The sequence below is a fragment of the Caballeronia sp. dw_276 genome (genome assembly GCF_018449635.1).
GTDB lineage: Bacteria > Pseudomonadota > Gammaproteobacteria > Burkholderiales > Burkholderiaceae > Caballeronia.
In genome coordinates, this window is the sequence record NZ_JAAVUV010000007.1 from 315,059 (window position 1) to 328,249 (window position 13,191).

The 13,191-nt window shown below is 60.0% G+C and carries 11 protein-coding genes; 9 read left to right on the forward strand and 2 right to left on the reverse strand.

Annotated elements, in window-relative coordinates:
* Window positions 1–88 precede the first annotated feature (88 nt).
* The 3 genes from HB633_RS17455 to HB633_RS17465 all read left to right on the forward strand — a co-directional run bounded on the left by HB633_RS17455 (window position 89) and on the right by HB633_RS17465 (window position 3,808).
* On the forward strand, window positions 89–1,243 hold the full coding sequence (locus HB633_RS17455) for a methionine aminotransferase (protein ID WP_213779420.1): 1,155 nt from the start codon (window positions 89–91) through the stop codon (window positions 1,241–1,243).
* Window positions 1,244–1,274: 31 nt separating this feature from the next.
* Window positions 1,275–2,072, forward strand: coding sequence for an ABC transporter substrate-binding protein (locus HB633_RS17460; RefSeq protein ID WP_213779421.1), 798 nt, complete (start codon window positions 1,275–1,277; stop codon window positions 2,070–2,072).
* A 164-nt stretch (window positions 2,073–2,236) separates the two neighbouring features.
* On the forward strand, window positions 2,237–3,808 hold the full coding sequence (locus HB633_RS17465) for a DHA2 family efflux MFS transporter permease subunit (protein ID WP_213779422.1): 1,572 nt from the start codon (window positions 2,237–2,239) through the stop codon (window positions 3,806–3,808).
* Between the two features lie 38 nt (window positions 3,809–3,846).
* On the opposite strand, the gene HB633_RS17470 is transcribed toward HB633_RS17465, so the two are convergent.
* Complete coding sequence (locus HB633_RS17470; RefSeq protein ID WP_213779423.1) at window positions 3,847–5,352, reverse strand: MFS transporter; 1,506 nt, start codon at window positions 5,350–5,352, stop codon at window positions 3,847–3,849.
* Between the two features lie 238 nt (window positions 5,353–5,590).
* Between HB633_RS17470 and HB633_RS17475 the strand changes: the two genes are divergently transcribed.
* The 3 genes from HB633_RS17475 (at window position 5,591) to HB633_RS17485 (ending at window position 8,380) form a co-directional block, all read left to right on the forward strand.
* Window positions 5,591–6,070, forward strand: coding sequence for a universal stress protein (locus HB633_RS17475; protein ID WP_213779424.1), 480 nt, complete (start codon window positions 5,591–5,593; stop codon window positions 6,068–6,070).
* Between the two features lie 152 nt (window positions 6,071–6,222).
* Window positions 6,223–6,957, forward strand: a complete 735-nt coding sequence (locus HB633_RS17480; protein WP_213779425.1) for a helix-turn-helix domain-containing protein — start codon at window positions 6,223–6,225, stop codon at window positions 6,955–6,957.
* 100 nt (window positions 6,958–7,057) lie between these two features.
* Window positions 7,058–8,380 (forward strand): SUMF1/EgtB/PvdO family nonheme iron enzyme, encoded by a 1,323-nt coding sequence (locus HB633_RS17485; protein WP_213779426.1) that lies wholly within the window; start codon window positions 7,058–7,060, stop codon window positions 8,378–8,380.
* A 71-nt stretch (window positions 8,381–8,451) separates the two neighbouring features.
* Here HB633_RS17485 and HB633_RS17490 read toward each other — a convergent pair whose 3' ends face one another.
* The gene (locus HB633_RS17490; protein ID WP_213779427.1) at window positions 8,452–8,997 is read right to left on the reverse strand and encodes a YMGG-like glycine zipper-containing protein; all 546 of its coding nucleotides are present in this window, start codon (window positions 8,995–8,997) and stop codon (window positions 8,452–8,454) included.
* A gap of 317 nt (window positions 8,998–9,314) precedes the next feature.
* On the opposite strand from HB633_RS17490, the gene HB633_RS17495 reads away from it, so the two are divergent.
* From HB633_RS17495 to HB633_RS17505, 3 genes are all read left to right on the forward strand, one after another.
* Window positions 9,315–10,892, forward strand: coding sequence for a sugar ABC transporter ATP-binding protein (locus HB633_RS17495; protein ID WP_213779428.1), 1,578 nt, complete (start codon window positions 9,315–9,317; stop codon window positions 10,890–10,892).
* On the forward strand, window positions 10,889–11,887 hold the full coding sequence (locus HB633_RS17500) for an ABC transporter permease (RefSeq protein ID WP_213779429.1): 999 nt from the start codon (window positions 10,889–10,891) through the stop codon (window positions 11,885–11,887). Before HB633_RS17495 ends, HB633_RS17500 begins: the two co-directional genes overlap by 4 nt.
* Window positions 11,888–11,991: 104 nt before the next feature.
* The gene (locus tag HB633_RS17505; RefSeq protein ID WP_213779430.1) at window positions 11,992–13,128 is read left to right on the forward strand and encodes a substrate-binding domain-containing protein; all 1,137 of its coding nucleotides are present in this window, start codon (window positions 11,992–11,994) and stop codon (window positions 13,126–13,128) included.
* Window positions 13,129–13,191 lie beyond the last annotated feature (63 nt).

The following is a 13,191-nucleotide window of genomic DNA, read 5'->3' on the forward strand; positions in this document are numbered from 1 at the left end:
GCTAGTATGACAAACTTTCGATTGTCGGCGGTTAATGGCTGCTGTCGAATGACCATCGATACCTGAATCAGTCTTACGGAGATTTGTCGTGAAAAGCGCCTGGACCCCTCAATCGAAGCTGCCCGCTGTCGGCACGACCATCTTTACCGTCATCGGCCAGCTTGCCGAGGAACATCACGCGCTGAATCTTTCGCAAGGCGCGCCGAACTTTGCGCCCGATGCGAAGCTCGTGGAGAGCGCCGCCCGAGCCATGCGCGCCGGGCATAACCAGTACGCGCCGATGTCCGGCGTTCACGCGCTGCGCGAAGCGTTGGCTGTGAAGACGAAAAACCTCTACGGCGCAAGCTACGATCCAGCGAGCGAAATCACCGTGGTCGCAAGTGCGAGCGAAGGGTTGTACGCGACCATCAGCGCGCTCGTACATCCCGGCGACGAAGTCATCTACTTCGAGCCTTCCTTCGACAGCTACGGCCCGATCGTCCAGTTGCAGGGCGCGACGCCGATCGCGATCAAGCTTTCGCCGGGGGATTTTCATATCGACTGGGACGAGGTTCAGGCCGCCGTCACGCCGCGCACGCGCATGATCATCGTCAACTCGCCGCACAATCCTTCGGGCAGCGCGTTCACGAGCCAGGACATCGAGCGTCTCACGGCGCTTACCCGCGATTCGAAGATCATCGTTTTGTCCGACGAGGTCTATGAGCACGTCGTCTTCGACGGCGCCCTGCATCACAGCATGGCGCGCTATCCGGCGCTGGCCGAACGCAGCGTGATTGTGTCGTCGTTTGGCAAGTCGTATCACGTGACAGGCTGGCGCGTCGGCTTCACGCTCGCCCCGGCCGATCTGACCAACGAGATCCGCAAGGTCCATCAGTTCATGACCTTTTCCGCCGATACCCCTATGCAGATTGCCTTCGCCGAAGCCCTCGGCGACGAATCGAGCTATCTCGGTCTCGGCGCGTTCTACCAAAAGAAACGCGACCTGCTGGCCGAAGCGCTCGCCGGATCGCGTTTCGAATTGCTGCCGAGCGCCGGCAGCTTCTTCATGCTGGCGCGCTTCGGCGCATTTTCGGATGAAACCGACAGCGACTTCGTGCTGCGGCTGATTCGTGAAACGCGGGTCGCTACAATCCCGTTATCCGCGTTCTACACCGACGGCACCGACAACCGCATCATCCGCCTGAGCTTTGCGAAGGACGACGACACGTTGCGCGAAGGCGCGCGCCGTTTGTGCGCGGTTTGAACTCATCGAACTACACCGGGAGAAATACGTTATGAAGAAGAGCCTTCACGCGCTGGCCGGCGCCATGTTGATTGCGGCGTCGTTGTGCACGGCAACGGCCGCTTTCGCCGCCGATTCCGACACGCTGCGCTACGGCATCGAAGCGCAATATCCGCCGTTCGAATCGAAGTCGGCATCGGGCGAATTGCAGGGCCTGGATATCGATATCGGCAACGCGGTTTGCGCCGCGGCCAAGATGAAATGCGCGTGGGTCGAGACCTCGTTCGACGGCCTGATTCCCGCGCTGCAGGGCCGCAAATTCGACGCGATCAATTCCGCGATGAACGCCACCGATCAACGCCGCCAGGCCATCGATTTCACGAACATCGTGTATCACGTGCCGACGCAGTTGATTGCCAAGACGGGAAGCGGACTTGCGCCCACGCCTGAATCGCTGAAGGGCAAGAACATCGGCGTGCTGGCGGGCTCGGTGCAGGAAACGTTCGCGAAGGCGCATTGGGCCAATGCCGGCGTGAACGTTGTCGCATATCAGGATCAGAATCAGGCTTATACCGACCTGAAAGCTGGCCGCCTGGACGGCACGCTCGTGATGTCGGCCGCTGGCCAGTCAGGCTTCTTGTCGAAACCGGATGGCGCGGGTTACGCGTTCGCGGGCGGCCCGGTCCACGATGAAAAAATCCTCGGCAGCGGCATTGCGTTCGGTGTCCGCAAAGGCGACAAGGCATTGAAGCAACGCCTGGATACGGCCATCGCCAAGTTGCAGGCGGACGGCACGATTGCGAAAGCGGCGAAGAAACATCTCGGCGATATCGACGTGTCAGTTAAATGAAAGCGTTTCAGATCTGAATGAAAGTATTGTAGCCAGCGCGGATTATTGAACGCTGGCACACTAGCGACAATTCGTTGCTATGGCAGTCATTGTCGTAGCATCCATTGGCTTCAGCATCGTCGGCCGCACGGGTTTTCGTGCGGCCGCTTTCATCCGGATCTCCCATGAGCACTGCGCCCGCAGCACCCGCCGCGCCTGCCCCACCCGCACCGCTCAAAGGTGGCCAGCTCGTCCTTGCCACCGTCGCCGTCGCGTTGGCCACGTTCATGAACGTACTCGATTCATCGATTGCGAACGTCGCCATTCCGACCATTTCCGGCAATCTGGGCGTGTCAGTGGATGAAGGAACGTGGGTCGTCACCGTATTTGCCGCGGCCAACGCGGTGTCGATCCCGCTGACCGGCTGGCTGACCCAGCGGATCGGGCAGATCAAGTTGTTTGTCGGCGCGATTCTGTTGTTCGTGATTTCTTCATGGCTTTGCGGCCTCGCGCCCACCTTGCCAATCCTGCTCGCCGCGCGCGTATTGCAAGGCGCCGTTGCCGGACCGTTGATCCCGCTTTCGCAAGCCATTCTGCTGGGTTCTTATCCGAAGGAGAAAGCGTCCATGGCGCTTTCCCTCTGGGCGATGACCGCGGTCGTCGGGCCGATTGCGGGTCCGGCTTTGGGCGGCTGGATCACCGACAGTTATTCGTGGTCGTGGATCTTCTATATCAACATTCCGGTAGGATTATTCGCCGCGAGCGTGACATGGTTCATCTACCGGAAACGGGAATCGGCGACGCGCAAGGCGCCTATCGATACGATCGGATTGATGTTGCTGATTGCGTGGGTGGCATGCCTGCAGATCATGCTCGATAAAGGCCGCGACCTCGACTGGTTTTCATCGCCGCTGGTCGTCTGGCTCGGCATTATCGCGATGATTTCGTTTGCATTTTTCGTGGTCTGGGAATTGACCGAAAAGAATCCCGTGGTGGATCTGCGCTTGTTCGCCGGACGCAATTTCTTTGGCGGCACAGTTGCCATTTCCGTGGCGTATGGCGTGTTCTTCGGCAATCTTGTTTTGTTGCCGCAATGGATGCAGCAATACCTCAATTACCGGTCCGTCGATGCCGGGCTCGTCACCGCGCCATTGGGCATTTTTGCGGTGATTCTCGCGCCAGTCATGGGCAAGGTTTTGCCGCGCACGGACGCGCGCGTGGTCGCGACCCTGGCGTTTATCGGATTTGCGATCGTGTTTTATATGCGCTCGAAATACGTGATCGAGATTGATACATGGCATCTAGTCTTGCCCACGCTTTTGCAAGGCATTCCAATGGCGCTGTTCTTCGTGCCGCTGACATCGATCATCTTGTCGGGATTGCCGCCTTCTAAGATTCCGGCGGCGGCGGGTTTATCGAATTTCGCGCGCGTGTTCTGCGGCGCCGTCGGGACGTCGTTGTGCGGCAACGCGTGGACCGACCGCATTGCGCTTCACCACGAACGGCTGACCGAACAGGCGAATGCCAATAACCCCGCCTTCATGGCGTCGCTTCAAGCTTCGCAGAGCACGCTGCACGTCAACGAAGCCCAGGCGCGCGGGTTATTCGATTTCACGGTGAATACGCAAGCCGCGATGATGGGACTCAACGACATTTTCTTCGCTTCGGCCGTGATTTTCATCCTGATCATTCCGCTGATCTGGATCACGAAGCGCGCGAAAGGCGGCGGTGGCGGCGCGGCTGCGGGCGCGCATTGAGGGTGCAAACGGGGCTCGTTGATCGACAACGAGCCCTGCTACTTTTTGAACGTGATGTGCGAGACCCGCCGCACCATCAACACAGCCGATAACGCGGCCACGGCGGTCAGCAGCACCCCGATGTGTATCGATTGCACGAGCACTTCGCGCGCGCTTTCAATCATCGCCGGACCATCCAGTCCAACGGGCGCCAGATCCGCAAGAAGCTTGGATCGCAAGGCGCTATCGATAAGAATGCGCGGATCGTTGAACCTCGGCAGCCAAGCGGTACTCGCCGGCTCGCCCAAGACACGAAGCGTGCGTGTCATCACATCGCGGTAATGATGCTGAACGATCGTCGCGACCACGCTGGTTCCCAGCATGCCGCCCACCATGCGCGTGGATTGCAATAAGGCCGTGGTAATGCCAAAGCGTTCGCGCCCGGCGATTTCCTGTCCGAAAACATTCAGGTTGTTCAAAATGAAACCGAGACCAATACCGATCCCGGCCATAGGTATCTCGATCCAGATATGCGGCGTCGACGCGCTCGCAAACGAAAGCGCAATGCTTGCGAATAGCAGCAGCGTGAAGCCGATGGAAAGAATCATCGTCGGCTTGCGCAAATGAATCACGATCCGCGTATTGATAAAGCTGCCAATGGCAATAAACATCGCAATAGGCGTGGCGAGCAACCCAGCTTCCTGCGGCGATAAACCAAACCCGCCCTGCAACAATAACGGCGCGAAAAAGATCAGCGAAAACATCACGAAACCGGACAGCACGGACAGCGTGAACAAGGTCACGAGTTGCGGATCCTTGAACAGATCGAGCGGAATGATCGGATGCGTTGCGCGACGCTCGCACATAAGCAACGCAGCGGCGCCGATCACCACGCATATCGCGAGAATGATATTGCCGGTCGTCAAGCCGCTCTTCGGCACGCCTTCAATGAACGCCTGCAAACCGCCAAGAACCAGCGCGACGAGCGCCGCGCCCATCCAGTCGATTTTCACCGCGCCCTCGCGCGGGCGCCGGTAGTTCGGCAAATGCGCCCAGATGAAATAGAACGCTGCGACGCCCACCGGCAAATTGATCAGAAATGTGGAACGCCATCCCCAATGTTCGCTCATCCAGCCGCCGAGTGATGGGCCCGCCGCTGTGCCGATCCCGTACGACGCCGCCATGACCACCTGCCAGCGCACGCGCAGACGTGGATCGGGGAAAAGATCGGGGATCGACGCAAATGCGGTCCCCACCATCATGCCGCCGCCGACGCCTTGCAAGCCCCGCGCGATGACCAGGAACAGCATGTCATTAGCCACGCCGCACAACACCGACGCCACCGTAAACGTGATGACCGCAGCGATCACGAAACGCTTGCGCCCGAAATAATCGCCGAGTCGGCCAAATACCGGCACTGTCACTACCGATGCCAGCAAATACGCGCTCGCAATCCATGCGTAGTACTCGAAGCCGTGCAACTCCGCGACGATAGACGGCAGCGCGGTACTCACCACGGTCTGATCGAGCGCGACGAGCATGTTGACGAGACCGATGCCGAGCATCGCTAAAAGGGCATTTCGAAACGGGAGGGGTGAAGCGGTATGCGGGTCGGTACTGGCGGCGGCTTGGGACACGGGCAGAGAATGGGCAGATAAACAAAGGCGAGGGGTGAATTGTATGACGCCATTAATTCGCGGGTTGCGCGGAGCGCCAATAAAGGAACGATCAGCAATAAATATAGTCGGACAAATGAAAGCACGTTCGTCGTGTTTCGCGTTTTAACCGAAGAAGGAGAATCGTATGTTCAACCGAATAGTCGTTGCTATCGACGGCAGCCGTACATCAAGCCGCGCATTCGACACCGCGCTCGAACTCGCCGTCACGCACCACGCAGTGCTGCAGCCGTTCTATGTAATCGAAGAGGCGCCTATCTACTACGATGTCCCTGGTTACGATCCTTCAATCCTGCGTACCCAGCTCGCCGACCAGGGCGCCACGCTGGCCGCCGAAACCAACGCCGCGATGAAGCAGCGCGGCGTGGAGGGTCAGGTGCTGGTGAGCGAGGCGTCATCGGTTGAAGACGTGGCCGAGCTCGTCCTCAAGGCGGCGACCGCGTTCAACGCAGACCTGCTCGTCATGGGCACGCACGGACGCAAAGGATTTCAACGGCTGATACTCGGGAGCGTCGCGGAACGGTGTCTCAGGCAGGCAAGCTTGCCGGTGCTGCTGATTCCATCGGCGGCGGGCGGACCGGACGTCGAGGCGCAGGTCGCGGCCTAAGCGTCGCACTGATTCGGCGCGTCCGGCTAACGGCGCACTATTGCAAAAACTTGTACGTGACGTTTTGCCACCCGAAATTGCATGGCATCGATGGGACAATTTCCTTGTTCCAGATCAAGGTTTTATAAATTGTTCATATAACCGAGCATGCCATGCAGACCCTGCACGAGACTTCCGCATTAGCCCTTTCCGCCGGCCCGCGCCACGCCGCGCATTGCACGACATGCTCGTTGCGGCAGTACTGCATGCCCCAGGGCCTGTCCTCCGGCGATACCGACAAATTGCAGTCGGTCATCGTCAACGCCCGCGCGATCAAGCGCGGCGAAACGCTGTTTCGTATCGGCGATACGTTCGATGCGATCTATGCCATCCGCTCAGGCTCGCTCAAGACGGTCGTTACAAGCGCAAACGGTCGCGATCAGGTCATGGGCCTGCACTTGGGCGGCGACGCGTTGGGCCTCGAAGGTTTCGACGACGGTCACCATGCGTGTCGCGCCGTGGCGCTGGAAGACAGTTCCGTGTGCGTGGTTCCCTTGACGGCTTTCGAACGCGCCTGCCGCGAGTCCAGCGCGATCCAGCGGCGCCTGCTGCAGTTGCTGAGCCGCGAAGTCGTCCGGAAATCGACGCAAACCGTGATTCTCGGCACCTTGCGCGCCGATGAGCGCGTCGCCGCGTTGCTCCTGGATCTTTCTTCGCAGCTGACGCGCCGCGGTTATGCGGGCAACGAATTCAACCTGCGCTTTACGCGCGACGACATGGGCAGTTTCCTCGGCATCACGCTGGAAACCGTCAGCAGGACGCTGTCGCGTTTTCAGGCGAAAGGTCTGCTTCATGCGGATGGCAAGCTGATCCATATCCTCGATTTCGACGGCCTGCGCGCCGTCTGAAGAATACGGCAGATGCAACTCGAACGCGGTTCAAGCACGCCTGGCATGTCCTCTGCTACGATTTATCGTTTCGCACGGCCACTGCCCGGAGAAAAGAGCGATGAATCGCGAACCTACCCCGCTGCACCCGCTGCTTGTCCGCCTGCGCGAGGCGCGTCACACAACTGACGCGCTGTTTGACATCGTCAAGCCTGAATTCCTTTATGAACGGCCGATTGCCGAACGGCATCGGATCGTGTTTTACATTGGCCACCTTGAAGCGTTCGACCGGAATCTCTTCGATCAGCGCCTCTTCGACCTTCCCAGCCCCAACGCCGAGTTTGATCAGTTGTTCGCGTTCGGCATCGATCCGGTCGACGGCGGCCTGCCTACCGATCAGCCGCAGGACTGGCCGACGCTTGCGACGATCCGGGCATATGTCCAGCGTATTCGCGACGACATCGACACCAACTTCGACCCCGTCGATATTACAAACCGTGCAGATACGGACGGCAAATTCGTTGCTTCTGGCATCACGCCGGAGACGCTGCTGGAAGTCGCGATCGAGCACAGGCTGATGCACGCCGAGACGCTCGCGTACATGCTGCATCAATTGCCGCTGCATCAGAAAACCGGTCCGGACGTGACAGAGCAGGAAGCCCAACACCCGCTCGATACCGACGCAATTCGCGAAATGATTCACGTGCCTGCAGGCACGGCAACGCTCGGCCTCACGCGCGAAAGCGGAACGTTCGGCTGGGACAATGAATTCGGCGAACACAAGGTAGACGTGCCGGCATTCGAGATGGACCGGTACATGGTCACGAATGCGGACTGGCTCGACTTCATGCGGGCTGACGGTTATTCGAATCGCGATCTCTGGCGCGATGCCGACTGGGCGTGGCTCGAAAGCGAAGGAATCGACAAGCCCGCGTTCTGGGTCCGCGATCCGTCGAATGCCGATGAGTGGAAATTGCGGACCATGTTCGACGAAATCGCGCTGCCCGCAGACTGGCCGGTGTATGTGAGCCACGCCGAAGCCAACGCGTATGCGAAGTGGGCGGGCAAATCGCTGCCGACGGAAGCGCAATGGCAACGCGCGGCTGAGGGCGCGCCGCAGGCGCAAACCGGCAACTTTGACTTCCGCCGATGGGAACCGTCACCCGTGCAAGCGCATCCGGAAAATCGCAGCACGGCTGGCGTGGCGGGACAATTCGGCAACGGTTGGGAATGGACCTCGACCCCGTTTAGGCCGTTACCTGGCTTCGAACCGTTCTCGTTTTACCTGGGCTACTCGGCGAACTTCTACGACAACCAGCATTACGTGCTTAAAGGCGGCTCGCCGCGTACGGCGGCGTGCATGCTCCGGCCGAGTTTTCGCAATTGGTTCCAGGCGCATTATCAGTACGTGTATGCGGGGTTTCGCTGCGTGCGTGCTGCTTGACCATGCGCTTCACGAACAAAGCAAAACCGGCCCCCGAGGCCGGTTTTTCTTTTTGACGCCACCTGAGCCACTCAATAATACGGATACGGCGCGTAATAAACCGGTCGCGGCGGCGCGTAATAAACCGGAGGCGGCGGTGCGTAATAAACCGGCTGCGGCGCATAGACTTGCGGCTGCTGAATCGTATTGCCCTTCGACGTCATGCATTGCGCGTACGCCGCATCGTATTGGCCTTGCAGGCCCGCGGCCGAGTATTGAGCGCTGTTCGCGCCCGCCGCACTGCCAACTAGCAACCCGCCGCCTGCGCCAATAGCCGCGCCCGCGCCTGGATTCCCCGCCGCCGCACCAATCAAGGCCCCAGCTGCCGCACCACCAAGGGTACCGAGCACAGTGCTGTTGACGCTGTTCGTGGTCGCAGCCTGCGCCGCGCCTTGCGGATTGCCCGCCTGGAACGCGTAGTTGCGGCATTCATAGTCGTCCGCTCGAAAAGTGGCGAGCGGTTCGCCCGTACGCGGCAGCGCAACAATGCTCGGACCGCTCGGCGGCACGACCGCGCAGCCGCTGACCAGAATCACACCGCCGAGGGCGGCGATGCTGAGTAACTTGCCTGAGTTCATATCGCGACAATCCAAAGTGCTGAAGTTACGAACTTAGAGCAATTCAGGCGCGATTTGGTTACTCAATGGTTACTAATCATTTCGCGATGGCCACGACCGGCCGCGTCCTGTATCACAAGAATCTCAAACTAACAGGAAAGTCAGGATCTTCACATTAGAAGATGCACTTATTACATCACGAGCCGGAAAGGCCGAGTATGTAGCCATTAAATGTTATCGATCCATCATCCCTACGATGGAAACGTGACAACAAAGCGTGCGTTTTCTCGCAATGCACAAAAAACGCAGGCATCGTCCTGACGAAGGAGACATGCGACATGAGTGAGCCATTCGTGGCCGCTTTATCGCCCGATATGGCCACGCCGCTGATTCGCGTGGCCGGCGTCACCAAGCGATTTGGTGGCGTGCAGGCGCTTCGCGGCGTGAACCTCGAGGTGCTTCCTGGCGAAGTCCACGCGCTGCTGGGCGAAAACGGCGCGGGGAAATCCACACTCATCAAAATCCTGAGCGGCGTGCATGCATGCGATCAGGGCGTGATCGAGATCGACGGCGCGCGCGTCGCGTTCGATTCCCCCGCCAGATCGCGAGATGCCGGCGTCGCCGTGGTTTATCAGGACCTGAGCCTGGTCGAATCGATGTCGGTCGGTGCGAACCTGATGCTCGGCCGCGAACCGCGCACGCGGTTTGGCTTCGTCAAAAAGCGCGAGCTGATGGCGCGCGTCGGCGAATTTTTGAAAGCGCACGGCATTCCCCTCGATCCGCGCGCGATGGTCGGATCGCTGCCGTTCGCGTATCGGCAAATGACGGAAATCTGCAAGGCGCTGATGGGCGATGTGCGCGTTCTGATCCTCGATGAACCCACGTCCGCGCTCACAGGCGGCGAGGAAGAAATCCTCTTCAAGGCGATTCGCACGGTGACGGATCGCGGCGTCGGCGTGATTTACGTGACGCATCGGCTCAATGAGGTCTTCCGGATTTCGCAGCGCGTCACCGTGTTTCGCGACGGCGCCAACGCCGGTTCCTACACGACCGCGCAGACGAACATGAAGGAGCTGGTCGCGGCGATCGTCGGACCCGGGCATGCCGCGATGCACGCGCGCGAAGTCGCGGCCGGCACGCCGCGCGCGCTTGCTTATGAGATCGACAACAAGCCCGTTCTCACCATGTCCGGCATAAGCAACGATCGTCTGCACGATGTCAGCCTCACAGTGCGTCAAGGCGAAATCCACGGACTCGCGGGACTGATCGGAAGCGGCCGTACGGAGATACTGCAGACGCTGTTCGGGCTTCGCGAGGTTGCACAGGGAACGCTCGCGATCAACGGCCAGCAGGTCGAGCGTCTGACGCCCGCCGCCGCGATCAAGCTTGGCATTGCGCTCGTGCCGGAAGACCGGCACGTTGAAGGGCTCGTGCTGGACCATTCGATCGAACGCAACTTGACGCTGCCATGGCTCGCGCTCTTTTCACGCGCAGGCTGGCTGCAAAGCCGCGCCGCCGCGCAACAGGCGAAGAGCGCGATGAAACAGCTCGCCGTAAAGGCGCCCGGCCCCGGCACCCAGGTGAAATTCCTTTCTGGCGGCAACCAGCAGAAGGTCGTCTTCGCGAAATGGAATAGCCCGCGTCCGGCTCTCCTTCTGCTCGATGAACCCACCGTCGGCGTGGATGTCGGCGCGCGCGAGGAACTCTACGCCGTGGTCCACGACGCCGCGCGCGCGGGCACGGGGGTGCTCGTCGTGTCGTCGGATCTGGACGAACTCCTGCGCCTGTGCGACCGCATTTCGATTGTGGTGGATGGCGCAATCGTCAACACGGTCGATCGCGAAAGCGTGAGCAACGCCGAAGCGCTGCATCACCTGATCCAACTCCCTCGTTTCCAGGAAGAGCCCGCAACATGAACGACTCCGTCACGCCGCTCGCGGCCGACCCGCTGACCGCGCAACCGCCAAGCCGTGCGTTGCGGCTCGCGCGACTTTTGCTGCAGGGCGAACGGCCCTACATGTTGTACGTCGCATTCGCGATCCTGCTGGTCGTGTTCAGTTTCGCATCGCCATGGTTTCTGTCCATCGATAACTTCCTGAACATCGGGCGGCAGACTGCACTTGTATCGATCATCGCGATCGGCATGACGTTCGTGATCATCGCGCGGCAGATCGACCTGTCGGTCGGATCGACGCTCGCGCTCTCCGGCATGTCCGCCGCGCTCGCGATGGCGCATCTCGGCGACAACTGGATCATCGGTGCGATTGCGGGGATCGGGACCGGCGCGATCGTGGGCGCGATCAACGGCGTGGTCGTCACACGGCTGAACATTCCATCGTTTCTCGTGACGCTCGGCACGCTTAGCGCGGCGCGCGGGCTGGCGCTGCTCGTCACCACCACGAAGCCGGTCATCATCACGAACGACTCATTTGTTTCGATCTTCGGCGAAGGCGATATCTTCGGCGTGCCCGTACCGATTCTATGGACGCTGCTTGCGGTCATAGGCGGCGTCTTGCTGCTGCATTACAGCGTCTTCGGACGACGAGTGTATGCCGCCGGCGGCAACCCGACGGCCGCGCTTTACTCCGGCATCAACATCCGGCGCGTGACAACGATCACTTTCATCCTCACCGGCGCGCTTGCGGGTCTTGCTGCGCTCGTGCTCGCCGCGCGTTCACATGCCGCGCGGCCCGACGTGGTGCAAGGGCTTGAACTCGATGTAATCGCCTCCGTGACACTCGGCGGTTGCAGTCTTTTCGGCGGACGCGGATTCGTGCTTGGAACTTTGTTAGGCAGCCTTATTATTGGCACGCTCAACAACGGCCTGGTGCTGCTCGGGGTGAGTTCGTCGCTTCAGCTCGTCATCAAGGGCGCGATCATTGTGGCAGCGGTGGCATTCACGAAGAAATAACGAGGCACGTCGATGACTCGTGATGTGGGAACCGTGACAACGCATCGCATGGTTCCGTGGTGGTGTAGTTAAAACTCAGTACACAAGATCAACGGAGACAAATCATGAATCATCGTCGTTTATCAACTCTTGCCGTTGCGCTGACCGGCGTCGTGGCCGCACTCTGCACAACCTACGCGAGCGCGCAATGCGTGACGGGCCTGCCGGTGGCATCGATCGGGCCTTCGACTATCGTGGGCCAAGGACCGAATGGAGAAAAAGCCGCATCGGTCGATACGGTCAAACTCACCGCCGCCGAAGCCGACAAGATCAAGGCGGGCAAGTACAAGGTCGGCATTTCCATGCAGACCATGAACCTCGACTGGGCGCAGTTGCAGGTTGCGGGCATCACGGACACGCTGAAGAAATACAACGTGGAAGTGATCGGCGTGGCGTCGGCGGAATATCAGGTCGACAAGCAGATTGCGGATATCGAAAACACGATTCAGCGGCACCCCGACGGCATCATTTCCATTCCCGTCGATGGCACCGCGACCGCCGCGACGTATAAAAAGGTCTCGCAGGCGGGCATCAAGCTCGTGTTCATGGACAACGTTCCGACAGGTCTCAAGCACCCCGAACAATATGCCGCCATGGTTTCCGCCGACAGCGAGGGCAATGGCCAGATCGCGGCGAAGGTACTGGCCTCGTGCGTAGCGAAGGGCGGCACGATCGGACTGGTCAATTTCGGAGTTGATTATTTCAGCACGACAGAGCGCACGAAAGCGGTCAACGACTGGATGAAAAAGAACCGTCCGGACATCAAGATCAAGCAGGTCGCGTTCACCGACCCGTCGAAGGTCGGACAGATCGCCGGCGACTTCCTGACCGGCAACCCGGACGTCAAGGGCCTTTTCGCGGTTTGGGATCAACCGGCGCTCGACACGCTTACGTCCATGCGCGCACAAGGCGTGACCATTCCGATGACGACCGTCGATCTCGGTCTCGAATCGGCAATCGAAATTGCAAAGGGCGGACCGCTGAAGGCAACCGGGTCGCAGCGTCCCTACGATCAGGGCGTGGCTGAAGCCATGGCGATGATGAAGGCGATTCTCGGCCAGACGCCGCCGGCGTGGATTGGCGTGCAGTCTTTGCCCGTCGTTCAGTCGAACGTGCTCGAAGCCTACAAGACGGTCTTCAAGAAAGATCCGCCGGCGCCGCTGGCGGACGCGTGCAAGAAAGCAGCGCCCGCTTGCGGCTGACGCGCTTCTTTCGTTGTAAAGAGAATAGTCCCGACAGCACTTTCAACGTGCTGTCGGGCCTCT

What these genes read in the sequence shown, in the direction of transcription:
- HB633_RS17460 (WP_213779421.1), top strand. Translation starts at nt 1,275, where the DNA reads ATGAAGAAGAGCCTTCACGCGCTGGCCGGCGCCATGTTGATTGCGGCG.
- HB633_RS17465 (WP_213779422.1), top strand. Translation starts at nt 2,237, where the DNA reads ATGAGCACTGCGCCCGCAGCACCCGCCGCGCCTGCCCCACCCGCACCG.
- HB633_RS17470 (WP_213779423.1), bottom strand. Translation starts at nt 5,352, where the DNA reads ATGCTCGGCATCGGTCTCGTCAACATGCTCGTCGCGCTCGATCAGACC.
- HB633_RS17475 (WP_213779424.1), top strand. Translation starts at nt 5,591, where the DNA reads ATGTTCAACCGAATAGTCGTTGCTATCGACGGCAGCCGTACATCAAGC.
- HB633_RS17480 (WP_213779425.1), top strand. Translation starts at nt 6,223, where the DNA reads ATGCAGACCCTGCACGAGACTTCCGCATTAGCCCTTTCCGCCGGCCCG.
- HB633_RS17485 (WP_213779426.1), top strand. Translation starts at nt 7,058, where the DNA reads ATGAATCGCGAACCTACCCCGCTGCACCCGCTGCTTGTCCGCCTGCGC.
- HB633_RS17490 (WP_213779427.1), bottom strand. Translation starts at nt 8,997, where the DNA reads ATGAACTCAGGCAAGTTACTCAGCATCGCCGCCCTCGGCGGTGTGATT.
- HB633_RS17495 (WP_213779428.1), top strand. Translation starts at nt 9,315, where the DNA reads ATGAGTGAGCCATTCGTGGCCGCTTTATCGCCCGATATGGCCACGCCG.
- HB633_RS17500 (WP_213779429.1), top strand. Translation starts at nt 10,889, where the DNA reads ATGAACGACTCCGTCACGCCGCTCGCGGCCGACCCGCTGACCGCGCAA.
- HB633_RS17505 (WP_213779430.1), top strand. Translation starts at nt 11,992, where the DNA reads ATGAATCATCGTCGTTTATCAACTCTTGCCGTTGCGCTGACCGGCGTC.